The sequence below is a fragment of the Streptomyces sp. NPDC001604 genome (assembly GCF_042893475.1).
Lineage (GTDB): Bacteria > Actinomycetota > Actinomycetes > Streptomycetales > Streptomycetaceae > Streptomyces.
In genome coordinates this window covers 1-26,763 of sequence record NZ_JBIAUY010000016.1, presented here as the reverse complement: position 1 = coordinate 26,763, position 26,763 = coordinate 1, and the positions used below count along the sequence as shown (strand labels likewise).

27 protein-coding genes are annotated in these 26,763 nt (G+C 70.2%); 15 read left to right on the top strand and 12 right to left on the bottom strand.

The genetic code is table 11. From position 1 onward, the window contains the following. Positions 1 to 2: 2 nt before the first annotated feature. Positions 3 to 1,397 carry a metallopeptidase TldD-related protein gene (locus tag ACFY1E_RS34020; protein ID WP_389082884.1) on the bottom strand — a complete coding sequence of 465 codons (1,395 nt, stop codon included), beginning with the start codon at positions 1,395 to 1,397 and terminating at the stop codon, positions 3 to 5. Beyond that, positions 1,394 to 2,917 (bottom strand): TldD/PmbA family protein, encoded by a 1,524-nt coding sequence (locus tag ACFY1E_RS34015; RefSeq protein ID WP_389082881.1) that lies wholly within the window; start codon positions 2,915 to 2,917, stop codon positions 1,394 to 1,396. Before ACFY1E_RS34015 ends, ACFY1E_RS34020 begins: the two co-directional genes overlap by 4 nt. A gap of 256 nt (positions 2,918 to 3,173) precedes the next feature. On the opposite strand from ACFY1E_RS34015, the gene fabG reads away from it, so the two are divergent. From fabG to ACFY1E_RS34000, 3 genes are all read left to right on the top strand, one after another. Continuing rightward, positions 3,174 to 3,893, top strand: a complete 720-nt coding sequence (fabG, locus tag ACFY1E_RS34010; protein ID WP_344403694.1) for a 3-oxoacyl-[acyl-carrier-protein] reductase — start codon at positions 3,174 to 3,176, stop codon at positions 3,891 to 3,893. 5 nt (positions 3,894 to 3,898) lie between these two features. Continuing rightward, positions 3,899 to 4,666 (top strand): enoyl-ACP reductase FabI, encoded by a 768-nt coding sequence (fabI, locus tag ACFY1E_RS34005; RefSeq protein WP_389082879.1) that lies wholly within the window; start codon positions 3,899 to 3,901, stop codon positions 4,664 to 4,666. 192 nt (positions 4,667 to 4,858) lie between these two features. Beyond that, positions 4,859 to 5,206: a hypothetical protein gene (locus ACFY1E_RS34000; RefSeq protein ID WP_389082877.1), complete on the top strand. Its 348-nt coding sequence runs from the start codon at positions 4,859 to 4,861 to the stop codon at positions 5,204 to 5,206. Here the strand turns inward: ACFY1E_RS34000 and ACFY1E_RS33995 are convergent. Further along, positions 5,187 to 5,876, bottom strand: coding sequence for a FadR/GntR family transcriptional regulator (locus ACFY1E_RS33995; protein ID WP_389082874.1), 690 nt, complete (start codon positions 5,874 to 5,876; stop codon positions 5,187 to 5,189). The genes ACFY1E_RS34000 and ACFY1E_RS33995 overlap by 20 nt on opposite strands. Positions 5,877 to 5,946: 70 nt before the next feature. Here ACFY1E_RS33995 and ACFY1E_RS33990 point away from each other — a divergent pair, with 70 nt between their 5' ends. The 4 genes from ACFY1E_RS33990 (at position 5,947) to ACFY1E_RS33975 (ending at position 8,374) form a co-directional block, all read left to right on the top strand. After that, positions 5,947 to 7,245, top strand: coding sequence for a CynX/NimT family MFS transporter (locus ACFY1E_RS33990; RefSeq protein WP_389082872.1), 1,299 nt, complete (start codon positions 5,947 to 5,949; stop codon positions 7,243 to 7,245). 43 nt (positions 7,246 to 7,288) lie between these two features. Then, entirely contained in the window at positions 7,289 to 7,405 is a 117-nt protein-coding gene (locus tag ACFY1E_RS33985) for an SGM_5486 family transporter-associated protein (protein ID WP_097262240.1), read from the top strand. A gap of 178 nt (positions 7,406 to 7,583) precedes the next feature. Next, complete coding sequence (locus tag ACFY1E_RS33980) at positions 7,584 to 7,790, top strand: hypothetical protein (protein ID WP_030947837.1); 207 nt, start codon at positions 7,584 to 7,586, stop codon at positions 7,788 to 7,790. A 65-nt stretch (positions 7,791 to 7,855) separates the two neighbouring features. Next, positions 7,856 to 8,374 carry a SixA phosphatase family protein gene (locus tag ACFY1E_RS33975; RefSeq protein WP_389082870.1) on the top strand — a complete coding sequence of 173 codons (519 nt, stop codon included), beginning with the start codon at positions 7,856 to 7,858 and terminating at the stop codon, positions 8,372 to 8,374. 109 nt (positions 8,375 to 8,483) lie between these two features. On the opposite strand, the gene serB is transcribed toward ACFY1E_RS33975, so the two are convergent. Then, entirely contained in the window at positions 8,484 to 9,698 is a 1,215-nt protein-coding gene (gene serB / locus ACFY1E_RS33970; RefSeq protein ID WP_389082868.1) for a phosphoserine phosphatase SerB, read from the bottom strand. A gap of 483 nt (positions 9,699 to 10,181) precedes the next feature. Next, on the bottom strand, positions 10,182 to 11,981 hold the full coding sequence (locus tag ACFY1E_RS33965) for a streptophobe family protein (RefSeq protein WP_389082866.1): 1,800 nt from the start codon (positions 11,979 to 11,981) through the stop codon (positions 10,182 to 10,184). 241 nt (positions 11,982 to 12,222) lie between these two features. Between ACFY1E_RS33965 and ACFY1E_RS33960 the strand changes: the two genes are divergently transcribed. Further along, entirely contained in the window at positions 12,223 to 14,739 is a 2,517-nt protein-coding gene (locus tag ACFY1E_RS33960) for an FHA domain-containing protein (protein WP_389082864.1), read from the top strand. Between the two features lie 95 nt (positions 14,740 to 14,834). Here the strand turns inward: ACFY1E_RS33960 and ACFY1E_RS33955 are convergent, their stop codons facing one another. From ACFY1E_RS33955 to ACFY1E_RS33945, 3 genes are all read right to left on the bottom strand, one after another. Next, positions 14,835 to 15,575 (bottom strand): transglycosylase SLT domain-containing protein, encoded by a 741-nt coding sequence (locus ACFY1E_RS33955; RefSeq protein ID WP_389082861.1) that lies wholly within the window; start codon positions 15,573 to 15,575, stop codon positions 14,835 to 14,837. 341 nt (positions 15,576 to 15,916) lie between these two features. Beyond that, positions 15,917 to 16,960 carry an S-adenosylmethionine:tRNA ribosyltransferase-isomerase gene (locus ACFY1E_RS33950; protein WP_389082859.1) on the bottom strand — a complete coding sequence of 348 codons (1,044 nt, stop codon included), beginning with the start codon at positions 16,958 to 16,960 and terminating at the stop codon, positions 15,917 to 15,919. Continuing rightward, positions 16,957 to 17,655 carry an SDR family NAD(P)-dependent oxidoreductase gene (locus ACFY1E_RS33945; RefSeq protein WP_389082857.1) on the bottom strand — a complete coding sequence of 233 codons (699 nt, stop codon included), beginning with the start codon at positions 17,653 to 17,655 and terminating at the stop codon, positions 16,957 to 16,959. The genes ACFY1E_RS33950 and ACFY1E_RS33945 overlap by 4 nt, the downstream gene beginning before the upstream one ends. A gap of 226 nt (positions 17,656 to 17,881) precedes the next feature. Between ACFY1E_RS33945 and ACFY1E_RS33940 the strand changes: the two genes are divergently transcribed. From ACFY1E_RS33940 to ACFY1E_RS33930, 3 genes are all read left to right on the top strand, one after another. Further along, positions 17,882 to 19,027, top strand: a complete 1,146-nt coding sequence (locus tag ACFY1E_RS33940; RefSeq protein ID WP_389082855.1) for a GAF domain-containing sensor histidine kinase — start codon at positions 17,882 to 17,884, stop codon at positions 19,025 to 19,027. Continuing rightward, positions 19,020 to 19,661 carry a response regulator gene (locus ACFY1E_RS33935; protein WP_389082852.1) on the top strand — a complete coding sequence of 214 codons (642 nt, stop codon included), beginning with the start codon at positions 19,020 to 19,022 and terminating at the stop codon, positions 19,659 to 19,661. Before ACFY1E_RS33940 ends, ACFY1E_RS33935 begins: the two co-directional genes overlap by 8 nt. A 169-nt stretch (positions 19,662 to 19,830) precedes the next feature. After that, complete coding sequence (locus tag ACFY1E_RS33930) at positions 19,831 to 20,079, top strand: chaplin (RefSeq protein WP_365844201.1); 249 nt, start codon at positions 19,831 to 19,833, stop codon at positions 20,077 to 20,079. A gap of 172 nt (positions 20,080 to 20,251) precedes the next feature. Here the strand turns inward: ACFY1E_RS33930 and ACFY1E_RS33925 are convergent, their stop codons facing one another. Beyond that, the gene (locus tag ACFY1E_RS33925; RefSeq protein WP_389082850.1) at positions 20,252 to 21,040 is read right to left on the bottom strand and encodes a hypothetical protein; all 789 of its coding nucleotides are present in this window, start codon (positions 21,038 to 21,040) and stop codon (positions 20,252 to 20,254) included. Positions 21,041 to 21,181: 141 nt separating this feature from the next. Here ACFY1E_RS33925 and ACFY1E_RS33920 point away from each other — a divergent pair, with 141 nt between their 5' ends. From ACFY1E_RS33920 to ACFY1E_RS33910, 3 genes are all read left to right on the top strand, one after another. Then, positions 21,182 to 21,973 (top strand): ABC transporter ATP-binding protein, encoded by a 792-nt coding sequence (locus tag ACFY1E_RS33920; RefSeq protein WP_389082847.1) that lies wholly within the window; start codon positions 21,182 to 21,184, stop codon positions 21,971 to 21,973. A 93-nt stretch (positions 21,974 to 22,066) separates the two neighbouring features. Continuing rightward, positions 22,067 to 22,498: an NfeD family protein gene (locus ACFY1E_RS33915; RefSeq protein ID WP_389082845.1), complete on the top strand. Its 432-nt coding sequence runs from the start codon at positions 22,067 to 22,069 to the stop codon at positions 22,496 to 22,498. 131 nt (positions 22,499 to 22,629) lie between these two features. Next, positions 22,630 to 23,574, top strand: coding sequence for an SPFH domain-containing protein (locus tag ACFY1E_RS33910; RefSeq protein WP_115908977.1), 945 nt, complete (start codon positions 22,630 to 22,632; stop codon positions 23,572 to 23,574). A 64-nt stretch (positions 23,575 to 23,638) separates the two neighbouring features. On the opposite strand, the gene ACFY1E_RS33905 is transcribed toward ACFY1E_RS33910, so the two are convergent. The 3 genes from ACFY1E_RS33905 to ACFY1E_RS33895 form a co-directional block, all read right to left on the bottom strand. Continuing rightward, positions 23,639 to 24,145 (bottom strand): HNH endonuclease, encoded by a 507-nt coding sequence (locus ACFY1E_RS33905; RefSeq protein WP_389082842.1) that lies wholly within the window; start codon positions 24,143 to 24,145, stop codon positions 23,639 to 23,641. Positions 24,146 to 24,289: 144 nt separating this feature from the next. Further along, entirely contained in the window at positions 24,290 to 24,829 is a 540-nt protein-coding gene (locus ACFY1E_RS33900; RefSeq protein ID WP_389082840.1) for a YbhB/YbcL family Raf kinase inhibitor-like protein, read from the bottom strand. Between the two features lie 42 nt (positions 24,830 to 24,871). Beyond that, the gene (locus ACFY1E_RS33895; RefSeq protein ID WP_389082838.1) at positions 24,872 to 25,654 is read right to left on the bottom strand and encodes a sporulation protein; all 783 of its coding nucleotides are present in this window, start codon (positions 25,652 to 25,654) and stop codon (positions 24,872 to 24,874) included. Between the two features lie 137 nt (positions 25,655 to 25,791). Here ACFY1E_RS33895 and ACFY1E_RS33890 point away from each other — a divergent pair, with 137 nt between their 5' ends. Further along, complete coding sequence (locus ACFY1E_RS33890; RefSeq protein WP_389082836.1) at positions 25,792 to 26,433, top strand: DNA-3-methyladenine glycosylase; 642 nt, start codon at positions 25,792 to 25,794, stop codon at positions 26,431 to 26,433. The last annotated feature ends 330 nt before the right edge of the window (positions 26,434 to 26,763 follow it).

Genomic DNA, 26,763 nt, shown 5'->3' with positions numbered 1-26,763 from the left:
GGTTATACGCCCTGACTGACAGAGCTCATATTGAAGTCGGGCACCCGCAGCGCAGGCATCGCAGCCCTAGTGAACCAGTCGCTCCACTCCCTCGGCAGCGTCTTTTCCGTGCGCCCGGCCTCGGTGGCCCGCCCGAGCAGGTCGACCGGCGACTCGTTGAAGCGGAAGTTGTTGACCTCGCCGCTCACCTCGCCGTTCTCGACGAGGTAGACGCCGTCCCTGGTCAGGCCGGTGAGCAGCAGCGTGGCCGGGTCGACCTCGCGGATGTACCAGAGGCAGGTCAGCAGCAGCCCCCGCTCGGTGTTCGCGACCATCTCCTCGAGGGAGCGGTCGTCGCCGCCGGTCAGGATGAGGTTGTCGATCGAGGGAGCCACCGGCAGCCCTGTCAGGCCCGCGCTGTGCCGGGTGGTGGTCAGGTGGGCCAGTTCGCCCTGCCGTACCCAGTCGGTGGCCGCGAGCGGCAGGCCGTTGTCGAACACCGACTGGTCGCCGCCGGAGGAGTGCGCGATCACGAAGGGCGCCGACTCCAGGCCCGGCTCGTTCGGGTCGCTGCGCAGGGTCAGCGGCAGCTCGGTGAGCCTGTCGCCGACGCGTGTGCCGCCGCCCGGCTTGGAGAACACCGTGCGGCCCTCGACCGCGTCCCGGCCGGACGCCGACCACATCTGGTAGATCAGCAGGTCCGCGACGGCGGTCGGCGGCAGCAGCGTCTCGTACCGCCCGGCGGGCAGCTCGATCCGCCGCTCGGCCCACCCGAGGCGTACGGCGAGTTCCGCGTCCAGCGCGGCCGGGTCGACGTCCTTGAAGTCACGCGTGGAGCGGCCCGCCCAAGCCGAGCGGGTACGGTCCGGGGACTTGGCGTTCAGCTCCAGCGTCCCGTTGGGCTGGTCGTGCCGCAGGCGCAGGCCCGTCGACGTACCCACATAGCTCGACACCAGCTCGTGGTTGGCGAAGCCGTACAACTCGCGGCCGCCCGCACGCGCGCGTGCGAACGCCTCACCGAGTGCCGGCGCGAACTCGGCGAACACGGTCGACGAGGTCTCGGCGGGCGGGTCCACGAAATCCGGCGACTGCGCCACGCCCGTGACCAGCGGCTGTGCGTCCTCCGCCGGTCCGGCGCCACGGGCGGCGGCCTCGGCGGCCCGCACCAGCGGCTCCAGGTCGTCCGCGGTCACGGCCGAGCGGGAGACGACACCGGAGGCGGTGCCTTCCTTGCCGTCGACGGTCGCGACGACCGTGAGGGTACGCCCGCGCGTGACGCCGTTCGTGGTGAGCGCATTGCCGGCCCAGCGCAGGTTGGCGGTCGACTGCTCGTCGGCGATGACGACACAGCCGTCGGCGGTGGACAGCTCCAGCGCCCGCTCGACGATCTCGTGCGGCTTGTTGCTGCGGGCGCTCATCGACCGGCCTCCTGCGTGGTGTTGAGGATGTTGACGCCCTTGAAGAGCGCGGAGGGGCAGCCGTGCGAGACGGCGGCGACCTGGCCCGGCTGGGCCTTGCCGCAGTTGAAGGCACCCCCGAGGACATACGTCTGCGGGCCGCCCACCGCGGCCATCGAGCCCCAGAAGTCGGTGGTCGTCGCCTGGTAGGCGACATCCCGCAGCTGCCCGGTGATCCGACCGTTCTCGATCTTGAAGAACCGCTGGCCCGTGAACTGGAAGTTGTACCTCTGCATGTCGATGGACCAGGAACGGTCACCGACGACGTAGATGCCCCGGTCGACCCCGCCGATCAGGTCCTCCGTCGCCATGCCCGCCGGATCCGGCTGCAGTGACACATTGGCCATGCGCTGCACCGGCACGTGTCCGGGGGAGTCGGCGAACGCGCACCCGTTGGACCGCTCGAACCCGGTCAGCTTCGCGATCCGTCGGTCCAGCTGGTAGCCGACGAGCGTGCCGTCCTTCACCAGGTCCCAGGACTGGCCCTCGACGCCCTCGTCGTCGTAGCCGACGGTCGCAAGTCCGTGCTCGGCGGTGCGGTCGCCGGTGACGTTCATCAGCTCGGAGCCGTACCGCAACTTGCCGAGCTGGTCGAAGGTGGCGAAGGAGGTGCCGGCGTAGGCGGCCTCGTAGCCGAGGGCGCGGTCCAGCTCGGTGGCGTGGCCGATGGACTCGTGGATGGTCAGCCACAGGTTGGAGGGGTCCACGACCAGGTCGTACAGGCCCGCCTCCACACTCGGCGCGCGCATCTTCTCGGCGAGCAGCTCCGGGATCTGCTCGAGCTCGCTCTCCCAGTCCCAGCCGGTGCCGGTGAGGTACTCCCAGCCGCGTCCCACGGGCGGCGCGATCGTCCGCATCGAGTCGAACTCGCCGCTCGACTCGTCGACCGACACGGCCGTCAGCTGCGGGTGCAGCCGTACGCGCTGCTGTGTGGTCACGGTCCCGGCCGTGTCTGCGTAGAACTTGTTCTCGTGCACGGTGAGCAGCGAGGCGTCGACATGGTTGACGCCGTTCGCCGCGAGCAGCTGCGCGCTCCAGTCCGCCAGCAGCGCCGACTTCTCCTCGTCGGGCACGGAGAACGGGTCGATCTCGTACGACGAGATCCAGGTCTTCTCGGCGTGCACGGGCTCGTCGGCGAGTTCCACCCGCTCGTCGGAACCGGCCGCCTTGATCACCTGGGCGGAGAGCTTCGCCATCGCCACCGCCTGCGAGGCGACCTTGGCGGCGGCGTCCATGCTCAGGTCCACCCCCGATGCGAAGCCCCAGGTGCCGCCGTGCACGACCCGTACCGCGTACCCGAGGTCGGTGGTGTCCGACGAACCGGCGGGCTTGGCGTCCCGGAAGCGCCAGGACGCGCTGCGCACCCGCTCGAACCGGAAGTCCGCATGCTCGGCACCCAGGGCACGCGCGCGTGCCAGCGCCGCGTCGGCCAGGGCCCGTAGAGGAAGTGCCGTGAAGGCTTCGTCGATGGTATGAGGCACCGAGGTCTCTCCTTGTTGTCGTGACCTGTGAACGGACCGGCGGTTGCTCCGATCATTTCGCGTGACCGGGCCGCGGACCACAGGTTTCGAGCCGGTACCGGGAACTTTCTGTAGGGACCCGACAGTGAGTCCCGTAAGCCACTGTCGGTGCCCGATTGTCCGCGGGAGCACCGGGACCGATAGGTTTTCGAGGAAGCCGCCTGTCATCCAGGTGTTCGGGCGGGGGGTATCAGACCGCTATCGAAAGGGTGATCCGTTGAGCCGCTCGGTTCTCGTCACCGGAGGCAACCGGGGCATCGGCCTCGCCATCGCCCGCGCATTCGCCGACGCCGGCGACAAGGTCGCGATCACGTACCGCTCGGGTGAGCCGCCGGCTGCCCTGACGGAATTGGGCTGCCTGGCCGTGAAGTGCGACATCACCGACACCGAGCAGGTGGAGCAGGCCTACAAGGAGATCGAGGCCGAGCACGGTCCGGTCGAGGTCCTGATCGCCAACGCCGGCATCACCAAGGACCAGCTCCTGATGCGCATGTCCGAGGAGGACTTCACCTCGGTCATCGACACCAACCTCACCGGCACCTTCCGCGTGGTCAAGCGCGCCAACCGCGGCATGCTGCGCGCCAAGAAGGGCCGTGTCGTCCTGATCTCGTCGGTCGTCGGGCTGTACGGTGGCCCCGGCCAGGCCAACTACGCCGCCTCCAAGGCCGCCCTGGTCGGCTTCGCGCGTTCCCTCGCCCGTGAGCTGGGTTCGCGCAACATCACCTTCAACGTCGTCGCGCCCGGCTTCGTCGACACCGACATGACCAAGGTGCTCACCGACGAGCAGCGCGAGGGCATCGTCAAGCAGGTGCCGCTCGGCCGTTACGCGCAGCCGGAGGAGGTGGCCGCGACGGTGCGGTTCCTCGCCTCGGACGACGCCTCGTACATCACTGGAGCCGTCATTCCCGTTGACGGCGGACTGGGAATGGGTCACTGACAACCATGAGCGGAATTCTCGAGGGCAAGCGCGTCCTGATCACCGGTGTGCTGATGGAGTCCTCCATCGCCTTCCACGCCGCCAAGCTGGCCCAGGAGCAGGGCGCCGAGATCATCCTGACCGCGTTCCCGCGGCCCACGCTGACCGAGCGCATCGCCAAGAAGCTCCCCAAGCCCACCAAGGTCATCGAGCTCGACGTCACCAACGACGAGCACCTGGCCCGCCTGGCCGACCTGGTCGGCGAGGAGCTCGGCGGCCTCGACGGCGTCGTGCACTCCATCGGCTTCGCGCCGCAGGACGCGCTCGGCGGCAACTTCCTCAACACGCCGTTCGAGTCCGTGGCCACCGCCATGCACGTCTCGGCGTACTCCCTGAAGTCGCTGACCATGGCCTGTCTGCCGCTGATGCAGAACGGCGGCTCGGTCGTCGGCCTCACCTTCGACGCGCAGTACGCCTGGCCGCAGTACGACTGGATGGGCCCGGCCAAGGCCGCCCTGGAGGCCACCAGCCGCTACCTCGCCCGTGACCTGGGCAAGCAGAACATCCGCTGCAACCTGATCTCCGCGGGCCCGATCGGCTCCATGGCCGCCAAGTCCATCCCGGGCTTCAGCGACCTGGCCTCCGTGTGGGACAGCCGCTCCCCGCTGGAGTGGGACCTCAAGGACCCGGAGCCGGCCGGCAAGGGCATCGTCGCGCTGCTGAGCGACTGGTTCCCGAAGACCACGGGCGAGATCGTCCACGTGGACGGCGGTCTGCACGCCATCGGCGCCTGACACTCCGCTGAGCCTCGGCCGACACTGAGGGCCCGCACCCTGCCGGGTGGGGGCCCTCGGCGCGTGCCCCGCCCTCGCCGAGATATCACCCGTTCGGGCTATGTGACCGGGCGGGCCGGGACCGGACTGCGCACCCTGGAGTACGTGTTCAGCACGTGATTCCCTCCCCAGCGCGGCCGAGGAGGTCCCCTTGTGCGCATCGTCCGCAACCTGGCCTCAGTGACCGTCGCCGTCGCTCTCGTGATGTCCCTGCCGTACGAGGCGACGCCCCACGCGCGTGTGAAGCCCGGGAAGCCGCCGGCGCCGCAGCTCTTCGGCGCCGAGTGCCGCGCCAGGGTGACCGGCTCCCACGTGACCGCGTACTGCCACAACCCCTATCCGCTGACCGACGGCGTCAGCCTGCATGTCGAGTGCGCCCGCTGGTGGGACCTCGACACCGACGGCACCCCCGTCGACACCGAGCCGGCGATGACCGTACGGCTCACCGGCCGGTGCTGGAAGGAAGTCGGCTCGGTGTGGATCAGTCACCAGAGGCGCTGAACCGTCCCGGACGGCACAGGAACGGATAGCTCGCGGCCTCCGCACCGGCCGCCTCGGCGTCGCCCGTGCGGATCGCGTCGACCAGGCGGGTGTGCTCCATGTACGTCTCCGGGGTGAGCTCCTGGCCGACGTCCTCGCGCAGCCAGTCCCGCAGCACCTCGCCGAGGTCCGCGTACATCTGGGTCATCACGTCGTTGTGCGAGGCCGCCACCACGGCCATGTGGAAGGTCGCGTCCGCCGTCACGAAGGCCTCCGTGTCACCCGACTCCCAGGCCTCCTCGCGCCGTACGAGCAGCGCGTCCAGCTGCTTGAGGTCCTTCTCCGTGCGCCGCCCGGCGGCGAGCCCGGCGGCGGCCGACTCCAGCGTGGAGCGCAGCTCGGCGATGTGCCGCGGGTCCGCGTCGGCGAAGCGGCGGTGCATCACGCCCGCCAGCTCGCTCGTCGCCACGACATAGGTGCCCGAGCCCTGACGGATGTCCAGCAGGCCGTTGTGCGCGAGGGCGCGGACGGCCTCGCGGACCGTGTTCCGGGCCACCCCGAGCTGCTCGACCAGCTCGGGCTCCGTCGGGATGCGGGAGCCGACCGGCCACTCGCCCGAGGTGATCTCGAGCCGCAGCGCGGCGATGACCTGCTCGGACAGCGCGGAACGGCGGGGGTGACTCAGGGGCATGGCACACCTTCGCACGCGGCGGGCGGGTCCGTCCGACCCGGGGATGGACAACCAATCATCCAATGATTCTATGATGGACGGCATGGCAAGTGAGGAAACCCGGACGAAGACGTTCGCGACCGTGTCCGGTTCGGCCGCGGGCGAGCCCCGACGACCCGCCACGCGCGCGTGGACGACGAGACTGCTCGTGCTCGGCATCGTCCTGTCGGCCTTCAACCTCCGCCCCGCCATCACCAGCCTGGGCGCGCTCCTCGAAGAGGTCCGCGACGGGCTCGGCATGAGCGGCAGCGTGGCCGGCCTGCTCACCTCCGTGCCCCCTCTCTGCTTCGCCGTCTTCGGCGTCACGGCCCCCCGCCTCGCCCGCCGCTTCGGACCGGGCGCGGTGGTGTGCGCGGGCATGGTCGCCATCACCGCCGGCCTGCTCATACGGCCGTACGCGGGCGGCACGGCCGGCTTCCTCGCCGCCAGTGCGCTCGCCCTCATGGGCATCGCCGTCAGCAACGTCCTGATGCCGGTCATCGTCAAGCGCTGGTTCCCCGACCGGGTCGGCTCCATGACCGGCCTCTACTCGATGGCGCTCGCCCTGGGCACCGCCGCGGCGGCCGCGGTGACCGTGCCCATGACCGAGGCGCTGGGCGGCAGTTGGCGGTCGGGACTCACGGTGTGGGCGGCCCTCGCGGCGGCCGCCGTACTGCCGTGGATCCCGTTCGTACGGCAGCGGGGCGCGGCGCCAGCCGAGCAGCCGGCCCGGCGGCAGGAGCACGCGCGCGTGGAGGCGCCCGCGCTGCGGATCACCCGCAGCCGCACCGCCTGGGCGCTCGCCGTGTTCTTCGGGCTGCAGGCCACCGCCGCGTACATCACGATGGGCTGGATGGCACAGATCTTCCGGGACGCGGGCGTGCCCGCGGGCACGGCGGGACTGCTGCTCGCCGTCACGATGGTGATGGGCGTGCCGCTGGCCTTCGTCATCCCACGCGTCGCCGCCCGGCTGCCGCACCAGGGGCCGATCGTGCTCGCGCTGGGCGGATGCGGCCTGGCCGGGTACGCGGGCCTGTACCTCGCACCGGCCGCCGGCGCCTGGGCCTGGGCGCTGCTGCTCGGCGTGGCCAACTGCTCCTTCCCGCTGGCCCTGACGATGGTCGGCATGCGGGCCAGGACCGGCGCGGGCGTCGCCCAGTTGTCGGCGTTCGCGCAGAGCACCGGCTATCTGATCTCCATCCCCGGCCCGCTCCTGGTGGGCGTGCTCTACCAGCACAGCGGCGGCTGGGGGCTGCCGATCGCGCTGATGGCCGCCCTGATGGTCCCGCAGATGGTCGTGGGCGTCCTGGCGGGGCGCAACCGCACGGTGGAGGACGAGGCGGCCCGCTGACCCCGCCCGAACCGCCGCGGGCGCCGGATGCGAGACTTGCCGTATGCCAGTGCTCGACCCGAACCCCCAGAACGGCCAGAAGAAGATGCTGCTCGTCTTCGGCTCGTTCCTCGCCATCTTCGTGATCATCGCCGTCATCGCGACGATCGCCTCGCCGTGACCGCCCGCCGGGCGGCCCGCTCGGCCCATGGTGGGGCTGGCACCACCATCCCCTAGGGGGTGAGTGTCAGGGTCAACTGGGTGGATCTCCGGATGGGTTGAGGGCTCCCGATTCCGTAACTTCGAGGTGTGACCGCGTAAGGCGGATCACCGAGACCCGAAGACCAGCGGAGGCACCCATGTCGGCCCAGTCGCACACCCGGCCCCACCCGGCGACCACGGCCGGCGTCGACATCCGGCTGCCCTGGTGGGCCCTCGCCCTGCCGACGCTCGCCTTCATCGTGCTGCTGGCTCTGATGCTGAACCCGTCGGACGCGCAGGCGGCGGCGGGTGACCCGGCGATCACCCACCTCTTCGAGCGGGCACAGCAGCTCATAGGCCGCTGAGCACCGGTTCGGCCGCCAGTCAACTCCCTGCGCCCCATGGCCTGTTTCATGCGAAGCTGGGTTCCATGAGCGTCGCAGAACCCCGCAGGATCGTCCTCTTCCGGCATGCGAAAGCCGACTGGCCACAGGTGACCGACCACGAGCGCCCCCTCGCTGAGCGGGGCCGCACGGACGCCGCAGTCGCCGGACGCAAGCTGGCCGACACCGGTATCCCCTTCGATCTGGCCCTGTGCTCCACCGCGATCCGGACCCGAGAGACCTGGAAGCTCGCCGTCCATGAATTCCCGCACCGGCCGAAAACCGTCTACGAGGAGCGGATCTACGAGGCCTCACCCGGCGAGCTGATCGCGCTGCTCAACGAGACCCCCGACGACGTGCAGAACGCCGTACTCATCGGCCACAACCCGGGCGTGCAGGGCCTCGCCGAGATCCTGGCAGGCTCGTCCGAGGGGGACGCGGGCGAGCGGATGAACCGCCGGGGCTTCCCGGCCGCCGCCTTCGCCGTCCTGTCCTTCGAGGGGCCCTGGAAGGGCCTGGAGCCGGGCGTGGCCACGCTGCTGGACTACTGGGCCCCGACCGAGTAACCGAGACGGCGGGACCAGCAGACGACCGACGAAGCGAGCAGGCGACACGACGACCGAGGGGCCCGGCACCACCACGGTGCCGGGCCCCTCGACGTGCCGATGGGGGCGACTACTCCTCGTCGTGCGTGTCCGCGGCCTCGACCTCTTCGCGGGTGACGCCGAGCAGGTACAGGACCGTGTCCAGGAAGGGCACGTTCACCGCGGTGTGCGCGGCCTCCCGTACGACAGGCTTGGCGTTGAAGGCGACGCCGAGGCCGGCCGCGTTGAGCATGTCCAGGTCGTTGGCGCCGTCGCCGATCGCCACGGTCTGGGCGAGTGGTACGCCCGCCTCCGCGGCGAACCGGCGCAGCAGCCGCGCCTTGCCGGCACGGTCGACGATCTCGCCGGTGACCCTGCCGGTGAGCCTGCCGCCGACGATCTCCAGCGTGTTGGCCTGCGCGAAGTCGAGCCCCAGCCGCTCCTTCAGATCATCCGTGACCTGGGTGAATCCTCCGGAGACCACGCCCACTTGGTAACCGAGCCGCTTGAGCGTACGGATCAGGGTCCGCGCCCCCGGCGTCAGCCGCACCTCGCTGCGCACCTTGTCCACCACGGACGCGTCGAGCCCCTCCAGGAGCGCCACGCGCGCGTGCAGCGACTGCTCGAAGTCCAGCTCCCCGCGCATCGCGGCCGCGGTCACCTCGGCGACCTTGTCCTCGCAGCCGGCGTGTGCCGCGAACAGCTCGATCACCTCGTCCTGGATGAGCGTCGAGTCGACGTCCATGACGACCAGCCGCTGAGCCCGCCGGTGCAGCCCCGCCGCGACGACCGCCACATCGACACCCAGTGCCGCGGCGTCCGTCACCAGGGCCGTGCGCAGCGGCTCGGTCTCGACGCCGGACACCGCGAACTCGACCGCGGTGACGGGGTACTTGGCGAGGCGGAAGATGCGGTCGATGTTGCCGCCCACGGAGGCGATCTTCGCGGCGATCCGGGCGGTCGCCTCCGCCGTGAGCGGGTGACCGAGGACCGTGACCAGTGAGCGTCCGAGGCCGCGCGGACGGTTGTCGCCCCGCCCGGAGATGATCTCCGCCTGCATCTTCATCGACTCCGCCCAGCTGTGGACGGTGGCCCGCAGCTCCCCCTCCAGCCCGTGCGGCGGCGGGGTCACGAGCGCGCACAGCGTGAGCCGGCCACGGGTGACGACCTGCTCGATGTCGACCACGTCGACGGAGTAGGCGGCGAGGGTGTCGAACAGGCCGGCCGTGATGCCCGGCCGGTCCTTGCCGAAGATCTTGACGAGGAGGGTGGGGACGTCAGAGGTCGAGGTCTGCGATGCGCTCATGGTGTACCCACCGTATCCGGCACCCAGTGCCGCCCGCCGCCGCGGTCCGCCTGCCGGACACGGAACAGTGGGTGTCGAGCAGATGTCGAAGGCCTTACGCGCCGACCACGACCGCACCGAGAGCACCGGCGTCCCGGGGGCGGGTGCCTTGGGGGCCCGGTTGCGGCGGAACGCCCGGATCCGCTTCCGCGGCCTGCCTAGCTGGCGGGGTCGCAGCGGGCGGTGACGACCTGCTCTGGGCGGCGTACGTGTGCGGGGGGCCGGTTGCGTGGGGGCCGGTGTCCCCGGTTCCGCGGTCCGGCTGGGCTGGCGGGAGGCGCGGGGGCGACCACTGCCACGGCCGTTTCGGCTGCGGACAGGTGCCGTTTCGGCTGCGGACAGGTGCCCCAGCTCATCGGGGGCGGTATATCCGGCTCAGCGTCTGCCTCTGACTGGCGGAAGCCTCAGGGTTGGCCAGGGCGGCCCCGGCGGTCCCCTCGGAACTCAGCGGTCGTTCTTCGGACGCCCCGGAGGGGGCGGCGGCTGGGGTGGGGGCGGGCCCTCGTTCGGGCCGGGGTTCGGGCGGTTTCCGCGGCGGGGGCGGGGCGGGGTGCCCATCGGGCGGGCCACCGTCGGGGCGCCGTACATGTCGCTGCCGGCGGGCGGCTGTCCATGGCCGGGGGCGCCCGGCGCGCCCTGCCGGTCCGGCGGTCGCGCGTCCTCCGGCTCCCGCAGCTCGTCCGGCAGCTGCAGATACGGATTGGTGGTGGGGTTCGGCGCCCGGTACGGCGTACTGGGCGTGTACGGCCCCGACGCGGCCCCGGCGGCAGGGACCCCGCCCCCGGTTTCGGGGGCGTACACCCCCGCGACCTCGCCGCTCAGCGCCAACGGCGCCGCCCGCCGTCCCGCCGCGCCGGTCGCCCACGCCAGCAGCGCCCCGGCAGCCCCCGCCCCCGCACCCCACAGGGCGCCCAGCAGCAGCGCCATGCCGAGGTGCCCCTGCAACTCGACCCCGGCGCCGAACGCATCGAAGCCCAGCACCGACAGCGAGGCGTCCACCGACACCTCCGTCAGCCACGCGAGCAGCGGCAACGTCAGCGCCGTGACGATCCCCAGCCGCACCGCGCACCGCCCGGCGAAGGCGAGGGCGCCCGGACCAGCCTGCGAAGCCCCGGCCCCCACCGGCGTCCGCACCGCGGCCAGCACCCCCGCCAGCAGCATCATCACGGCCGCCGCCACCCCCAGCAGCCACACCCGCCCGTCCAGGTCCGCCAGCCGTGCCAGCGTCACCGACCGGTCGGTCTTCGCGGTGAGCAGACCGTCCAGCGGATGTGGCAGGAATTTGGTCAGTACGCCGGTCGCCTTGCCGTCGAACGGCACGAACAGACCGATCGGGATGCCCAGCCAGGTGCCGTTGGGTGCGCCCAGCAGCGCGGCGCCGAAGATCCGCTTCGGGTGGGCGTCACCGATCGCCGCGTACACCCCCGCCGCGAACGCCGCCGCCACCGCCACCAGCATCACCGTGACGATCGCCGACGCCGCCGGCCGTACGACCCGGTGCAGGGCCTCCCAGCCGCGCGGCAGGGGAGTGCGGCGCGAGGCCAGCAGGGCGATCAGCAGGATGCCGGCCGACCAGCCGAGCCCGCCCAGCAGCGTGGGCGCCGTGTCGACGGTGAAGCCGACCGCCGCCTTCGCATGGATGAGGTTGCCGATGTTGTCGGGCAGCAGCCCGCCGATGTTCCCGATGTCACCGAGACCGGGGATGTCGACGCCGCCCCCACCCCCGCCGCCTCCGCCGGGCAGCTTGTCGAGCCCCAGCGAACCGCCGTCGATGGTGATGACGTCGTGCCCCGCCCACGCCAGCCCGCCCAGCGTCGCCACGAACAGCGCCACCACCGCGCCCGCACGCGCGAGGAGTTCGGCCGGCGCGATCACAACTCCCGCCGCCCGCAAGGACCGTAGGAAGAACCACGACAGCAGGAGCGCGCCGACCAGGCTCACTCCCAATGGCGTGATCGTGACGGCCGTATGCGCCTGAGCACCTTTCAGGCCGAACGCGGACACGTCGCCGGACGGTGTCACCGAACCACCTGCCCCAAGTGCCACGACCGCCGCGGTCATCGGCCCCAGCGAACCCGACGCGTCCGCCTCCAGCAGATGCAGGCCGAGCGCCGCCGTACCCGCCATCCCGATCAACGCCCAGCTCACGGAGGCGATCGCGGACAGCAGGACGTCCCCCCACGGCACCCTGGTGCCGCTCCCGACGGACTCGACACTCGACGACGTGCCCATGGACGCACTCATGGCAGACCCCCCGATCCGCATTGCGGCACGGCGGCCGCGCATGTCCCCCTCGCGTGGATTACCACTCTCCGGGCCGTTTTCAACCCCGTCAACGGAACCAATCGATGCGCATGTGCGTGGTGGTGCACAAGGCCCGACTTTCGGTCAGAGGGGCGAGCCTGAAATAGTTCCCGACGATGTTCGACATCCCTAGACTCCCTGTGTTGGGGGTAACTCGGGGGACTACTCAGTGGGGCATGGAGTGCCGGAACTCGTACTGGAATTGAATGGACGTACCTGGACGCTCGACCCGTCCAGGCCGTACACCCTCGGACGTGATCCGCAGGGGGACATCGTGCTCGACGACGCCAGAGTGTCCTGGCGTCACGCCACGATCAGCTGGAGCGGCCGCAGTTGGGTCATCGAGGACCAGGGCTCCACCAACGGCACGTTCGTGCAGGGGCAGCGGATCCATCACATGGAGATCGGCCCCGGCTCCGCGGTGCACCTCGGCAACGCGACCGACGGCCCGCTGGTCAACGTCACCGGCGCGGCGGCCGCGGTCGCCCAGCCCCAGCAGCAGCCGTACGCCGCCCAGGGTGCGGGCCCCGGCTGGGCCCAGCAGACACCGCAGCAGGCACCGCCCCAGCAGCAGGCCCCGCAGCCCGGCTGGCAGCAGCCGCAGCAGGCCGCCGCCGCGATCCCGCAGCAGCAGGGCCCCGTTGGCGGTGCGGGGGCGCCGCCGGTCTACGGCGACCGCAGCCCCACCACGTTCCACCAGTTCTCCATCGGCCGCGTGATGCGCATCGGCCGTGCCCTGGAGAACGAGCTGGTCGTCTCCGACCTGCAGGTCTCCCGGCACCACGCCGAGTTCCACTCGACGCCCGACGGCCGCATGGAGATCCGCGACCTCGGCTCGCACAACGGCACCTATGTCAACGGCCAGCAGATCCCCAAGGGCGGCTCGGCGCTGCTCGGCCCGACCGACATCGTCGGCGTCGGCCACTCCACGTTCCGGATCGTCGGCGACCACCTCGAGGAGTTCGTCGACACCGGTGAGGTGTCCTTCTCGGCCCGCCATCTGACCGTCACGGTCGACGGCGGCAAGCAGATCCTCAAGGACGTCTCCTTCGGCGTCCCCGAGAAGTCGCTCATCGCGGTCATCGGACCCTCCGGCTCCGGCAAGTCGACCCTGCTCAAGGCACTCACCGGCTACCGGCCCGCCAACCAGGGCGATGTCCTCTACGACAACCGGAACCTGTACAAGCAGTTCGCAGAGCTGCGCCAGCGCATCGGTCTGGTCCCGCAGGACGACATCCTGCACAAGGAACTGACCGTCAAGAAGGCCCTCAAGTACGCGGCCAAGCTGCGCTTCCCCGCCGACACCACGGCCCAGGAGCGCGAGAACCGCATAGACGAGGTGCTGCGCGAGCTGAAGCTCGACATCCACAAGGAGAAGAAGGTCACCTCCCTCTCCGGCGGCCAGCGCAAGCGCGTCTCGGTGGCCCTTGAGCTGCTCACCAAGCCGTCGCTGATCTTCCTGGACGAGCCGACCTCCGGTCTGGACCCGGGCATGGACCGCGACGTCATGCAGCTGCTGCGCGGCCTCGCCGACGACGGCCGTACGGTCCTCGTGGTCACCCACTCCGTGGCCGAGCTGGCCCTGTGCGACAAGCTCCTGGTGATGGCCCCGGGCGGCGCGGTCGCCTACTTCGGCCCTCCCGAGGAGGCACTGAACTTCTTCGGCTACGACAGCTGGGCCGACGTCTTCTCCGCCTTCGAGAACTACCGCGACTACGACTGGGCCGGACGCTGGAAGGGCTCGCAGCACTACCAGATGTACGCCGCGGACATCGACGCCGTTGCACCACAGTCCGTACAGATGCCTCCGATGCAGGCGATGAAGCCGCCGAAGCCACAGGGCTGGATGAGCCAGTTCGCCACCCTGGTACGGCGCTATGTCTCGGTCATCGCCTCCGACAAGGGCTTCCTCGCCCTGACGGTGATCCTGCCGCTCGTCCTCGGCTCGGTGAGCCTGCTCATCGACTCGGGCAAGGACCTGCTGGTCAACACGGAGATCAACCCGACCACCCAGCAGCCCGTCCCGAACGGCACGGCCACCACCGTCCTGCTGATCCTCGCGGTCGGTGCCTGCTTCGCGGGTGCCGCCAACTCCGTCCGTGAGCTGATCAAGGAACGGGTCATCTACGAGCGGGAGCGCGCCACCGGCCTGTCCCGCTCCGCGTACCTGATGTCGAAGGTCTTCGTGCTCGGCTTCATCACGGTGCTGCAGGGCCTGATGGTCGGCATGATCGGCTTCGCCAGCCGGAAGATCCCGACGGAGGGCCTGGTCCTCAAGAATCTCCCGCTGCTGGAGCTCACCATCCCGGTCATGGCCCTGGGCTTCACCTCGATGATGTTCGGCCTGATCATCTCGGCCCTGGTGAAGACCTCCGAGAAGACCATGCCGCTGCTGGTCATGTTCGCGATCGTCCAGGTCGTCTTCACCGGCTGTCTCTTCGCCCTGAACGGCGCGATCGGGGTCAACCAGTTCTCGTATCTGATGCCTTCGCGCTGGGCCGTCGCCGCCGCGGGCGCCACGCTCGACTTCAACCGGATCAGCCCGCCCGGCAAGGGCAAGCCCAACGACCCGCTGTGGGAGCACACCGTGGGCGCCTGGACCATGGACATGATCGCCCTGATCGCGCTCGGTGTGATCTGCGCCTTCTTCGTGGCCCGCTTCCTGCGCCGCCACGAGCCGGAGGTCATGCGCAAGTAGGCGGTCCGCTACGTGGGCTCTCGTACGACGCCGAAGGGCGGCACCCCCAGCGGGTGCCGCCCTTCGGCGCTTGCGTGAAGAGGTCCGCGCCGACCTCAGTACGCGCTGTTGACGTTGTCGATCGAGCCGTACTTGTCGGCCGCGTAGTTGGCGGCGGCGGTGATGTTGGCGACCGGGTCGTAGATGTTCCAGGACGTGCCGGCCACGTGGTAGGCGCTGAAGGTCGGCGGGATGACCTGCAGCAGGCCCTTCGACGGGATGCCGTTGATGGCGTTGATGTCCCAGTCGTTGATGGCGTTCGGGTTGCCCGAGGACTCCCGCATGATGTTGCGGTACAGGCCGTTGTAGCTGCCCGGTATGCCCTTGGACTGCATGATGTCGAGGGCGTTCCTGATCCAGCCGTCGAGGTTGTTCGGGTAGGTCTTGACGGCCGGCTTGATCGCGGCACGGTGGGCGGCCCGGCTCGCGGCCTCCTTCGCCTTGCGCGCGGCCTCGGCCTTCTTGGCCGCGGCTGCGGCGGCGGCCTTCTTCGCGGCAGCCGCGGCGGCGGCCTTCTGCTTGGCCTTGGCCTCGGCCTTCGCCTTGATGGCCTCGGCCTTCAGGCTGGCACCGGCGAGCTGGTCGGTGACGCTGGCCTTGACGTCCTTGATCTGGTCGGAGCCGTACTCCACCTTGGCCGTCGAGACGGTGGCCTCGTTCGTGGTCGTCTCGGCGTTGCTGGGTACCGCGGAGAACGCGAGAGCGGCGGCACCGAGGGTGGCGACACCGGCCATCGCGACCTTCTGGTGACGGGTCAGCGAACGACTGAGACGGCGAATGTTGGTGTTCTTGAGCATGGCAGATGGACCTCTTCGAATAGCGCGGAGGTCGCTCAACGTCCTGCGGGGGACATGGGTCCGGCCCGCACAAACGCCGCGGGGGGAACCCGCGGCGCTGAGCGACGGCAGCCATTCTTAGCGGCCGCAAAATGTCGTGGCAAAGGTGTGACGTACGATCCCCGGTAGTGGATCGGGTGGGGGCAAAAACGGACAGACTGGACCGTTCACCCCGCTCATGGCGGGAGGGTCTGTCTCCTATCGCCCTTCGTACGTGATCTGCGCCCTATGCGCGGGCTCACATCGTCCCCGCGGCAGTCTCACCATGAGTTGCTTGAGCAATGCACTGTGTAAGGGGCCTCCTACGGGAGGATGAGGTGGACGTCCCCGAACTCGTGCCACAGGTAGAGCCCGCGCAGCGCCTCCTCGTAGCTGCGGTCGATCGCGGCCCGCCCGGCGATCGCCTCCAGCATCAGCAGATGCGAGGCCTCCGGCTCGTGCAGCCCGGTCAGCAGCCCGTCCACCACCCGTACCCCGCGCTCCGGGGTGACAACCAGATCCGTCCACCCTTCCCGCGCGCGTACGACGCCGTCCGGCCCCGCCGCCGACTCGACCGCCCGCACGGCCGTCGTCCCGACCGCGACCACCCGCCCGTCGCCCGCCCGGGCGGCATTGATCAGCCGAGCCGACGCCTCCGGCACGGAGAACCGCTCCGGATACGGCGGCTCGTGCACCTCCGCCGAGGCCACCCCGGTGTGCAGGGTGATCGGTGCGAACTGCACACCCCGACTCACCAGCTCCGCCACCAGCCGCGCCGTGAAGGGCCGCGCCGCACTCGGCATCTCCGCACTGCCCGCCCCGTCGGCGGTCGGCAGCGCGAACACCGTCTGGTACACGGACAGCGGCTGGTCCCGCTCCGTATAGGAGTAGCGAATGGGCCGCCCGTGCTCCCGCAGCAGCCCGAGGACCCCGGCTCCCGACACCCGCGCCCACCACAACCGGTCGCCGCGGGCACTCACCGGCTCCTCGAGGACCAGCCGCACGCCCCCCGGCAGCCGCACCTCCAGGCCCGCGGGCCCGCCCGCACGCGCGCGCGTGGTGCCCTTCCCGTCCGGATCCCGCAGCTCGACCGCCCACCGCCCGTCGTCCCCGCGCGTGGAGAAGTGCACCACCACGCGCGCGTGCCCGGCCCGCCCGTCCACCGCGGCGGCCAGCGTGGGCGAGGTGTTCACGACGAGCAGATCCCCGGCCCGCAGCAGCCGAGGCAGCTCAACGAACGCATGGTGCGACACCTCGCAGCCGTGCGACAGGAGCAGCCGTACGGCATCCCGCTGCAGCCCCGCCCCGCGCTGCTCGACCGGAATCCGGGCCGACAACTCCTCCGGTACGTGCACGGCCACCGTCATCGCTGCCCCTCCAGCAGCGCCGGAGCCGCATACCGGCCGCTCGCCGGACGCTCGTCCAGCAGCCGCAGGAACGCCGGCACCACACTCGCCGGTGCCGGCCGTGGATCACCGTCGTCCGGTACGGCCGCCGCATACAGGTCCGTGGCCATGTCCCCGGGGTCCACCGCCCAGACCCGCAGCCCGGGCTCCTCCTCGCCGAGGACCGCCGCAAGATGGTCGAGGGCCGCCTTCGAGGCGCCGTACCCGCCCCATGTCTCATAGGCCTCGGCGGCCGCGTCCGAGCTGACCGCGATCACCGTGCCCGCCTCGGACGTCCGCAGCAGCGGCAGCGCCTCCTGGACCAGGCCCAGCGCTGCCACCACATTCACCTCCAGCGCCCGCCTGAACCCCTCCAGAGGCAGCTCCTCCAGCCGTACGAGCGGCTCGGCGCCCAGCGCGCTGGCGTTGTTCACCAGCAGATCGATGCCGCCCAGCTTCTCCGCGGCCGCCACCAGCTCCGCCCGGTGACCGGCGTCCGTGACGTCCCCGGGCACGGCCCTCACCCGCGTGCCGTACGCGGACACGGCCCCCGCCGCCTCGGTGAGGGCTTTCTCCGTCCTCGCGTCGAGCACCAGATCCCAGCCGCGCGCGGCCAGCGCCTCGGCCAGCGCCCTCCCCAGCCCCTTCGAAGCCCCTGTGATGATCGCTACCGGCATGACACGCCCCCTCGTCTCGGCCGCCCGTCGATCGGCGGTGACCTCAACGTAGGAACCACGCCACCCGCCCCGCCTCGGACGCGGGCCCCAACCAGCCGGGGCCCTTCGGACTACGCCGCGCGTCCCGGGCCCCGGACCTAGTCCGCCCGCCCTAGGCCCACCGGCGCAGGCTCCGCCGTCACAGGTCCGATCCCCGTTGTCACACCCCGCCGGTACCTTGAAGGGCATGAGTCACGGCCCCCGGTCCGGCCTCACCGCGGTGAGTTCCGCGCTGCTGGCCATGAGCAGGCATCTCGAGGTGCGCGACGTCCTCAAGACGATCGTCGCCTCGGCCCGCGAGCTGCTCGATGCGCAGTACGCCGCCCTCGGCGTCCCCGACGACCACGGCGGCTTCGCCCAGTTCGTGGTCGACGGCGTGAGCGACGCCCAGTGGAAGGCCATCGGCCCGCTCCCGCGCCAGCACGGCATCCTCGCCGCGATGCTGCAGGAAGCGAAGATCGAGCGCCTCGCCGACGTCCGCAAGGACCCCCGCTTCGAAGGCTGGCCCTCCGCCCATCCCGACATGTCCGACTTCCTGGGCCTGCCCATCAGGGACGGCGACGAGGTCATCGGCGCCCTGTTCCTGGCAAACAAGAACTGCCCCAAACAGGAAGGCAGCTGCGGCTTCACCGAGGAGGACGAGGACCTGCTCGCCATCCTCGCCCAGCACGCCGCGATCGCCCTCACCAACGCCCGCCTGTACGAGCGCAGCCGCGAGCTGACCATCGCCGAGGAGCGCTCCCGCCTCGCCCATGAGCTGCACGACGCGGTCAGCCAGAAGCTCTTCTCCCTGCGCCTGACCGCCCAGGCCGCCGCCGCCCTCGTCGACCGCGATCCCTCCCGCGCCAAGGGCGAGCTGCAACAGGTGGCCGCGCTCGCCGCCGAGGCCGCCGACGAACTGCGCGCCGCCGTCGTGGAGCTGCGCCCCGCGGCCCTCGACGAGGACGGCCTGATCGCCACCCTGCGCACCCAGATCCAGGTCCTCGACCGCGCCCACAGCGCGCGCGTGACCTTCGACAGCTGCGGCGTGCGCGCCCTGCCCGCCGCCCAGGAGGAGGCCGTCCTGCGCGTCGCCCAGGAGGCCCTGCACAACGCCCTGCGGCACTCCGGGGCACAGCACGTGGACGTGACCCTGACCCGGCGCGAGGGCGGAACGGTCCTGCGCGTCACGGACGACGGCAACGGCTTCGACCCGAAGTCGATACGCCGCGCGGGACGCCACCTCGGGCTGGTGTCCATGCGGGACCGCGCAAGCGGGGTCGGCGGTGTGCTGACCGTGGAGTCGGCGCCCGGAAAGGGCACCACGATCGAGATGGAGGTCCCCGGTGGCTGACGCAATCAAGGTGCTGCTCGTCGACGACCACCAGGTGGTCCGCCGCGGTCTGCGCACGTTCCTCGAGGTGCAGGACGACATCGAGGTCGTGGGCGAGGCGGCCGACGGCGCCGAAGGAGTCGCCCGGGCCGAGGAACTGCAGCCCGACGTCGTGCTGATGGACGTCAAGATGCCCGGCATGGACGGCGTGGACGCCCTGCGCAAGCTGCGGGACCTGAACAATCCCGCGCGCGTGCTGATCGTCACCAGCTTCACCGAACAACGCACGGTGGTCCCGGCCCTGCGCGCGGGCGCCGCCGGATACGTCTACAAGGACGTGGACCCGGACGCGCTGGCCGGCGCCATCCGCTCCGTCCACGCCGGGCACATCCTGCTCCAGCCCGAGGTCGCGGGCGCCCTGCTCTCCCAGGAGGAGGCCAACTCGGGCCAGGGGCGAGGCGGTTCGCTCACGGAACGGGAGCGCGAGGTACTCGGCCTCATAGCGGACGGCCGCTCGAACCGGGAGATCGCGCGCGCCCTCGTCCTGTCCGAGAAGACCGTGAAGACCCATGTCTCGAACATTCTGATGAAACTCGACCTGGCGGACCGCACGCAGGCGGCCCTGTGGGCCGTCCGCCACGGTGTGACCGGCTGAAACACGCTGCGCGCCAGGACGCCGCGGCAATACGGAGGGTTCCGCTCCGGACTGAGATTCATACCGTCGTGGGAATGTCCCCCGGATGGCGCATCCTCCGAGGATCTCCGCCGTTCTTCAGTGCGTGCTGCGGCGATTGCCGCAGCAACCGCTAGGGAGGGCTTGGAAAGTGAAGAACCTGAAGAAGGCAGCGGCTGTGACGATGGTGGCCGGCGGTCTGCTCGCCGCCGGAGCCGGCATGGCCTCCGCCACCAACGGCGGCGCGCACGCCGACGGGACGGCCGTGGGCTCGCCCGGCATCCTCTCGGGCAATGTGGTCCAGGCCCCGGTGCACGTCCCGGTGAACGTCTCGGGCAACAGCGTGAACGTCGTCGGTGTGCTGAACCCCGCCTTCGGCAACCTGGCCGTCAACCACTGACGAGGCCACACCGCACGCACTGACTCCGGCCTCCCGGGCACCCCGGGAGGCCGGTCAGTTTGTCTTTCAGCCCGTCCGGCGTTTGAGGACGAGGCCGTTGAGGCCGACACGGGGGCCTGGGGGCAGAGCCCCCGGACGCGACGACAACCGCCGGCCACAAAACCGCCGGCGCTCACCGCACCCCCCGCTCCCGCTCCTCCACAACGGAGTTGTACGCGGCGACCAGCGCCCGCCGAGCCGTCCGCTCCACAGGCCGCAGCGCCTCGGCCCGCGCCCCCATCTCACCGGCGCTCACCGCACCCCCGTGCCCGTTGCCGTGAGCAAGGGAAACCAGCAGCCCCACCCGCTGCGCCAGCTCCAGCACCCGCACCGCCCGCGGCGGATAACCCGGCGCCAGCACCTCACGCCCCCGCTCGGCCCGCGCCCGGTACGCATCGATCGCCGCCTCCGCCACCGGCCCCGACCCGGCCACATCCAGCCGCGCCAGCACCTCCGTCGCCTCCCGCAACGCCTCCGCCAGCTCCCGCTCGGCCTCACCCAGCGAGGGCACATCGGCCGGCGGAGCCTCCCGCACCGGCAGACAGTGCCACACGACCTCCACGTGCACATCGCCGTCGGGCCCGGCCTCGTACACCTCGGGCACCAACCCGAACGCGGCGCCATGGCAGACCACAGCCTCCTCGGCGTCCATCGCCCGCGCATTGAACTCCGGCGGCCCGCTCAGCCCCAGCGGATGCCCCGGCGCGGGCAGCGCGACCCGCAGCCCCGTGACGCCGAGCGCCCGCAGCCGGCCCAGTGCCAGCGTGAGCCCGACGGGCGCCGACTCGCCGGGCAGCCCCTCCATGCGATGCACGGCATCGTCCCCGACGATCGCCAGCACGGCGTCGTCCGGCGAGACAAGTCCGGCCAAAAGGGCGTTTCCCCAAGCGGCAAAGCGTCCTGAACGCGGTTCCGAGAGCATGCCCCCACCCTAAGGACCGGACCGATGGAATGGGCCGGGCGGCCGGTGGCGTAGATTTCATCGAGGGCTGCGCCCGAAAAGCGCGCACGCGACAGCCGAGACGCCGAGACCGGTCACACTGCAAGGGGAGACAACGCGCTCATGAGCGATGTTCTGGAGCTTCAGGACGTATCCGTGGTCCGGGAGGGCCGGGCTCTGGTGGACCAGGTCTCCTGGTCGGTGAAGGAAGGCGAGCGCTGGGTCATCCTCGGCCCCAACGGCGCCGGCAAGACGACCCTCCTGAACGTCGCCTCCAGCTACCTCTTCCCCAGCAACGGCACCGCCTCCATCCTCGGCGAGACCCTCGGCAAGGTCGACGTCTTCGAGCTGCGCCCCCGCATCGGCATGGCCGGCATCGCCATGGCCGACAAGCTCCCCAAGCGCCAGACCGTCCTGCAGACCGTACTCACCGCCGCCTACGGCATGACCGCCGGCTGGCACGAGGACTACGAGGACATCGACGAGCAGCGCGCCCGCGCCTTCCTCGACCGCCTCGGCATGACCGAGTACGTGGACCGCAAGTTCGGCACCCTCTCCGAGGGCGAGCGCAAGCGCACCCTCATCGCCCGCGCGCTGATGACCGACCCCGAGCTGCTCCTCCTCGACGAGCCCGCCGCCGGCCTCGACCTCGGCGGCCGCGAGGACCTGGTCCGCCGCCTCGGCCGCCTCGCCCGCGACCCGATCGCCCCCTCGATGATCATGGTCACCCACCATGTCGAGGAGATCGCCCCCGGCTTCACCCACGTTCTGATGATCCGCCAGGGCAAGGTCCTCGCCGCCGGCCCGCTGGAGCTCGAGCTCACCTCCCGCAACCTCTCCCTCTGCTTCGGGCTCCCGCTCGTCGTCGAACAGGTCGGCGACCGCTGGACCGCCCAGGGCCTGCCGCTGTCCTGACTGTGTGAAGCCCGCGCGAAAACACGGGCAAGAACCCCACCCAGCCACATCGCGCCCTGTCCGAGGCAGGACCCGCGGTCCTACCATGACCATGTGAACGACATCGACGCATGGGTGTGGTGGCTCGTCGGCGCGGCTGCGCTCGGAATCCCGCTCGTGGTGACCGCGATGCCGGAGTTCGGCATGCTCGCAGTGGGTGCCGTCGCAGCCGCCGTCATGGCCGGAACGGGCTTCGGTTCCGTGGCCCAGGTACTCGCCTTCGTCGTCGTCTCGGTCGCCCTCATCGCCGTAGTACGCCCCATCGCGGTCCGGCACAGTGCGCAACGCCCCCAACTGGCCACGGGAGTCGAGGCGTTGAAGGGCAAGCAGGCCGTCGTGCTCGAGCGCGTCGACGGCTCCGGAGGCCGTATCAAGCTGGCCGGCGAGGTCTGGTCGGCACGGTCGCTCGACGCCGGCAGCGCCTACGAAGTGGGGCAGGAAGTGGATGTCGTGGAGATCGAAGGAGCCACCGCGATCGTCATCTGACCTCGTAGGACTCAACTGAAGCGAACAGCCCACGAGTTGTGCGACGGTCTGTCAGACTCGACCAGCAAGATCTTCAACAACCATAAGATCTTCCGAAAGCGCCGAGGCGGAGAAGGGTACGGGGAACGACGATGGAACCGGTCATCATCGTCCTGATCATTCTGGTGGTGTTGGTCTTCATCGCCCTGATCAGGACCATCCAAGTCATCCCACAGGCCAGCGCCGCCATCGTGGAGCGCTTCGGCCGCTACACGCGGACACTCAACGCGGGCCTCAACATCGTCGTCCCGTTCATCGACACCATCCGCAACCGCATCGACCTCCGCGAGCAGGTCGTGCCCTTCCCGCCGCAACCGGTGATCACCCAGGACAACCTGGTCGTCAACATCGACACGGTCATCTATTACCAGGTGACCGACGCCCGGGCCGCGACCTACGAAGTCGCCAGCTACATCCAGGCCATCGAGCAGCTCACCGTCACCACGCTCCGCAACATCATCGGTGGCATGGACCTCGAACGGACCCTGACCTCCCGCGAGGAGATCAACGCGGCCCTGCGCGGCGTCCTCGACGAGGCCACCGGCAAGTGGGGCATCCGCGTCAACCGCGTCGAGCTCAAGGCCATCGAACCGCCCACCTCCATCCAGGACTCGATGGAGAAGCAGATGCGCGCCGACCGTGACAAGCGCGCAGCGATCCTCACCGCCGAAGGTACGCGCCAGGCCGCCATCCTCACCGCCGAAGGTGAGAAGCAGTCCCAGATCCTGCGCGCCGAGGGTGAGGCCAAGGCCGCCGCCCTGCGCGCCGAGGGCGAAGCCCAGGCGATCCGCACGGTCTTCGAGTCCATCCACGCCGGCGACCCCGACCAGAAGCTCCTCAGCTACCAGTACCTCCAGATGCTCCCGAAGATCGCCGAGGGCGATGCCAACAAGCTCTGGATCGTCCCCAGCGAAATCGGCGACGCCCTCAAGGGCCTCTCCGGCGCCATGGGCAACTTCGGCCCGTTCGGCGGCAACTCGGGCGGCGGAGGCACAGAGAAGGCCCCGGAACGCCGAGAGAAGCCGTCGATCGACTGACGTGTCGTTGTACGACAGCGGGGCTCACCTCCGACGGAGGTGAGCCCCGAGTTCTGCGTATGGTCTAGGCGGCAGGCTGGGCCAGCCAGTCCGGAAGCGCCTCGAAGTCCTCACTGCCAAGCGTCAGCAGCATCGCGTCCTGAGGCGTCGGCTCGAACGGCTGCCGCAGCAACGGCATACCCGCCTGCTCCGGAGTCCGGTCCGCCTTGCGGTGGTTGTCCTCCGCGCACGAGGCCACCGTATTCAGCCACGAGTCCTGACCACCCTGAGCCCGAGGCACAACATGGTCCACGGTGGTCGCCCTGCGGCCGCAGTACGCGCACCGGTGCCGGTCCCTGACCAGCACGCCCCGCCTCGACCACGGAGCTTGTCTTCGGAACGGCACCCTCACATACCGGCACAACCGGATCACCCGGGGCACGGGTATGTCGACCGCGGCTCCACGCATCCGCAGCTCGGGGTGGGCCTGCTCGACAACGGCCTTGTCCTGCAGCACCAGAACGACGGCCCGATTCAACGTCACCGTCGACAGCGGCTCGAAGCTCGCATTCAGTACCAGCGTGTCCCGCATCCCAGCCCACCTCCCGTGCAGTCGGCCCACCCCCTGGCGGGCTTGGATCAACTCTGGCCGGGCACGCCGAGATGGACAACGCAATAAAAACTGCCCGCCCCTGATCAATTCCAAGACCAGGGGCGGGCAAACGTTCCATGAACGTCAGTCTTCGGCGGGCACCTCGTACTCACCGATCAGCTGGGCACGCGCGATCGCGTGGAACCGCAGATTGAACCCGACGACGGCGGGAGAGGCATCGGAGTCCGGACCCAACTTCTCCTGATCCACGGCGTACACCGTGAACACATACCGGTGCGGCCCGTCCCCGGGCGGCGGAGCGGCCCCGCCGAAGTCCTTGCTCCCGTAGTCGTTGCGCACCTGCACCGCACCCTCGGGGAGCCCCTCGAACTTGCCGCTGCCCGCACCGGCCGGCAGCTCGGTCACCGAGGCCGGGATGTCGAACACGGTCCAGTGCCAGAACCCGCTGCCCGTGGGGGCGTCCGGGTCGTAGCAGGTCACGGCGAAGCTCTTGGTCTCGGCAGGGAAGCCCTCCCACCGCAGCTGCGGCGAGGTGTTGCCGCCCGCGTAGACCTGAGCGTCCTTGAGCGTGGCGCCCTCCTCGACGTCCTCACTCGTCACCGTGAACGACGGCACGGGCGGATGGAAGTCATGGGGGAGCGGCCGCCGCTTGAGCTCGGTCACCTCGGTACCTCCTGATCGATGACGGAATCAGCAGTTCCGAGCCTAGAACCAGTTGCGCTTGCTTCCGACCTCGGACAGCCACTGGTTGAGGTACGCCGCCCAGTCGGTCCCATGGAAGTCGTGCAGACCCACCTGGAACGACCGGAACGTGTCACTGCCCTCGCTGAACAGACCGGGCTTCTTGTCCATCTCCAGGATGACGTCCATGGCGTGCTCGTCGGCCACAAAGCTCAACTCGACCTGGTTCAGACCGCGGTACTGCGACGGCGGGAAGAACTCGATCTCCTGGTAGAAGGGCAGCCTCTGCCGCGTACCCCGGATGTGTCCGCGCTCCATGTCCGCACTCTTGAAGCGGAAGCCCAGCTGGATGAACGCGTCCAGGATCGCCTTCTGCGCCGGCAGCGGGTGCACATTGATCGGGTCCAGGTCACCGGAGTCGATGGCCCGCGCGATCGCCAGCTCCGTCGTCACTCCGATGTTCATCCCGCGCAGGGCCTGCCCGTCGATCATCGTGACCGGTGTCTCCCACGGGATCTCGAGCCCGAACGGCACCGCGTGCACGGCCCCGGCCTGCAGCTCGAAGGCGCCACCGAGCTGCACCTTGGTGAACTCGATGTTCTGCTTGTACTCCTCGTCGCCGCTCTCGACCTCGACCTTGGCCTGCAGCCCCACGGACAGGCCCTCGATGTCCTGGTTCACGGACCCGCCCTGGATCCGCACCTCACCCTGGACGACGCCGCCCGGGACGACGTTGACCTCGGTCAGCACCGTCTCGACCGAAGCCCCGCCGGCCCCCAGGCTCGCGAGCAGCTTCTTGAACGCCATGTCTCTCCCTATACGTGTGGACCCTTGATCCCTACAAACGCGATCCGGGCAAGGCCGGTTCCGCACCACACCCTGGCAAGCAGAGAGAACCTTGACCAGCCCTTGGCCTCCACCCGTCTGGACTAGGCTCGTGCCCCATGATCGCGCCACCGGACCGTACGCCACTCCCCAGGGAGTTCTTCGACCGCCCCGTCCTGGAAGTCGCCCCCGACCTCCTGGGCCGCATCCTCGTGCGTACGACACCGGACGGGCCGATCGCCCTGCGCCTCACGGAGGTCGAGGCCTACGACGGCCCGAACGACCCCGGCTCCCACGCCTATCGCGGCCGTACGGCCCGAAACGGCGTGATGTTCGGTCCGCCCGGGCACGTATACGTCTACTTCACCTACGGCATGTGGTTCTGCATGAACCTGGTGTGCGGCCCGGAAGGGAAGGCGAGCGCGGTCCTGCTCCGGGCCGGCGAGGTCATCGAGGGCGCCGAGCTCGCTCGTAAACGTCGACTCTCGGCCCGAAACGACATGGAACTGGCCAAAGGGCCCGCACGCCTGGCCACAGCCCTGGACGTGGCCCGCGATCTCGACGGTACGGACGCGTGCGCCCCGGGGGACACCCCGTTGCGGATCCTGACGGGCACCGCGGTCACCCCCGACCAGGTACGCAACGGTCCACGCACCGGCGTGGCCGGTGACGGGGGCGTGCACCCGTGGCGCTTCTGGGTCGCCAACGACCCGACGGTGAGCCCCTACCGGGCCCACGTTCCGAGGCGCCGCTCAAGTTGACGCGTCCTGGGAAGGTGCGTAATGTAGCCCGAGCCGCTTGAACCGGGTACGGCAATCGCCAGCAGCCGGAAGCGGCCAAACCACTACCTACGATCACCCCTCGGCGGGGTCGAATTCGGTGTGCCCGCATGCCTGAATTCGGACTCGCGGAACTCGATTATGAGTTTGCCGGAGGAATCGGTTAACGTAGTGAATGTCGAAAGGCCCCGCCGACAGGGAATCAGGCCCGAAAGGATCTGATAGAGTCGGAAACGCAAGACCGAAGGGAAGCGCCCGGAGGAAAGCCCGAGAGGGTGAGTACAAAGGAAGCGTCCGTTCCTTGAGAACTCA

What these genes read in the sequence shown, in the direction of transcription:
- ACFY1E_RS34020 (WP_389082884.1), bottom strand. Translation starts at nt 1,397, where the DNA reads ATGAGCGCCCGCAGCAACAAGCCGCACGAGATCGTCGAGCGGGCGCTG.
- fabI (WP_389082879.1), top strand. Translation starts at nt 3,899, where the DNA reads ATGAGCGGAATTCTCGAGGGCAAGCGCGTCCTGATCACCGGTGTGCTG.
- ACFY1E_RS33995 (WP_389082874.1), bottom strand. Translation starts at nt 5,876, where the DNA reads ATGCCCCTGAGTCACCCCCGCCGTTCCGCGCTGTCCGAGCAGGTCATC.
- ACFY1E_RS33990 (WP_389082872.1), top strand. Translation starts at nt 5,947, where the DNA reads ATGATGGACGGCATGGCAAGTGAGGAAACCCGGACGAAGACGTTCGCG.
- ACFY1E_RS33985 (WP_097262240.1), top strand. Translation starts at nt 7,289, where the DNA reads ATGCCAGTGCTCGACCCGAACCCCCAGAACGGCCAGAAGAAGATGCTG.
- ACFY1E_RS33980 (WP_030947837.1), top strand. Translation starts at nt 7,584, where the DNA reads ATGTCGGCCCAGTCGCACACCCGGCCCCACCCGGCGACCACGGCCGGC.
- ACFY1E_RS33975 (WP_389082870.1), top strand. Translation starts at nt 7,856, where the DNA reads ATGAGCGTCGCAGAACCCCGCAGGATCGTCCTCTTCCGGCATGCGAAA.
- serB (WP_389082868.1), bottom strand. Translation starts at nt 9,698, where the DNA reads ATGAGCGCATCGCAGACCTCGACCTCTGACGTCCCCACCCTCCTCGTC.
- ACFY1E_RS33965 (WP_389082866.1), bottom strand. Translation starts at nt 11,981, where the DNA reads ATGAGTGCGTCCATGGGCACGTCGTCGAGTGTCGAGTCCGTCGGGAGC.
- ACFY1E_RS33955 (WP_389082861.1), bottom strand. Translation starts at nt 15,575, where the DNA reads ATGCTCAAGAACACCAACATTCGCCGTCTCAGTCGTTCGCTGACCCGT.
- ACFY1E_RS33950 (WP_389082859.1), bottom strand. Translation starts at nt 16,960, where the DNA reads ATGACGGTGGCCGTGCACGTACCGGAGGAGTTGTCGGCCCGGATTCCG.
- ACFY1E_RS33945 (WP_389082857.1), bottom strand. Translation starts at nt 17,655, where the DNA reads ATGCCGGTAGCGATCATCACAGGGGCTTCGAAGGGGCTGGGGAGGGCG.
- ACFY1E_RS33940 (WP_389082855.1), top strand. Translation starts at nt 17,882, where the DNA reads ATGAGTCACGGCCCCCGGTCCGGCCTCACCGCGGTGAGTTCCGCGCTG.
- ACFY1E_RS33925 (WP_389082850.1), bottom strand. Translation starts at nt 21,040, where the DNA reads ATGCTCTCGGAACCGCGTTCAGGACGCTTTGCCGCTTGGGGAAACGCC.
- ACFY1E_RS33920 (WP_389082847.1), top strand. Translation starts at nt 21,182, where the DNA reads ATGAGCGATGTTCTGGAGCTTCAGGACGTATCCGTGGTCCGGGAGGGC.
- ACFY1E_RS33910 (WP_115908977.1), top strand. Translation starts at nt 22,630, where the DNA reads ATGGAACCGGTCATCATCGTCCTGATCATTCTGGTGGTGTTGGTCTTC.
- ACFY1E_RS33905 (WP_389082842.1), bottom strand. Translation starts at nt 24,145, where the DNA reads ATGCGGGACACGCTGGTACTGAATGCGAGCTTCGAGCCGCTGTCGACG.
- ACFY1E_RS33895 (WP_389082838.1), bottom strand. Translation starts at nt 25,654, where the DNA reads ATGGCGTTCAAGAAGCTGCTCGCGAGCCTGGGGGCCGGCGGGGCTTCG.
- ACFY1E_RS33890 (WP_389082836.1), top strand. Translation starts at nt 25,792, where the DNA reads ATGATCGCGCCACCGGACCGTACGCCACTCCCCAGGGAGTTCTTCGAC.